Consider the following 934-nt stretch of genomic DNA (forward strand, 5'->3'; position numbering starts at 1 on the left):
TGATCAGTTATTATAATATCCATTCCAATAGATTTTGCGTATTCTACTTCTTCAATTGCTGTAATTCCACAGTCAACAGTAATTATTAAGTCTGTAGCCAATTGTTTTATATAATCTATAGCCTCTTTATTTATACCATAACCTTCATTTAATCTATCTGGAATATAAAATGAAACATCAACACCTAATTTTCTAAAAGCCCTAATAAGTATTGAGGTACTTGTTATTCCATCTACATCATAGTCTCCATAAATAACTATTTTTTCTCTTCTTGTTATAGCTAAATCTATCCTATCTACAGCCCTATCCATATCCTTTAAAAGAAATGGATTAAAAAGATGCTCAACACTTGGATTTAGGAATTGAGCAGCTTCTTTTTGCGCCTTAATACCTCTAGAGTTTAATAGGGCATTTATTATTCTATTTTTGTGAAGATTTTGGTTAAATTGCTCTAAACTTCTTATAACCCACTTCTTCATAACTCTTTCCCCTTAATTTAATTGAAACAAATATATTAAAAATGAGATATAAAACTATTTCAATGGGGAAAATTAAAAATAGTCGGCCTTGACCGACTATTTTTATGCAATCTTTCTTTCTGTCCAATAATACCATATTGGGCTTGCAATAAATATTGATGAATAAGTACCACTTAAAATACCTATTATTAATGGTAAAGCAAAATCTTTAACGGATGTAACTCCAACTAGATATAAAGCTGTTATTGTAAATAATGTTGTTAATACTGTATTTATAGATCTTGTTAAAGTTTGTGTTATACTTGCATTTACAAGCTCTCTTTTTGTTGCAAAAGCATGTTTCTTATTATTTTCTCTTATTCTGTCAAATACAACAATTGTATCATTTATTGAATAACCTAAAACCGTAAGAATAGCTGCTACAAAGCTACTATTTACAGGTATTTGAAGTAATA

2 protein-coding genes are annotated in these 934 nt (G+C 28.4%); both read right to left on the reverse strand.

The window, feature by feature from the left end:
* Window positions 1-479, reverse strand: a 479-nt coding sequence (locus TCEL_RS11555; protein WP_040684092.1) for a DHH family phosphoesterase, incomplete at its 3' end; no start/stop codon positions are given.
* 102 nt (window positions 480-581) lie between these two features.
* On the reverse strand, window positions 582-934 hold a 353-nt coding region (secF, locus tag TCEL_RS11560), incomplete at its 5' end, for a protein translocase subunit SecF (protein WP_040684093.1).

This window comes from Thermobrachium celere DSM 8682 (assembly GCF_000430995.1).
Taxonomy (GTDB): Bacteria; Bacillota; Clostridia; order Clostridiales; family Caloramatoraceae; genus Thermobrachium; species Thermobrachium celere.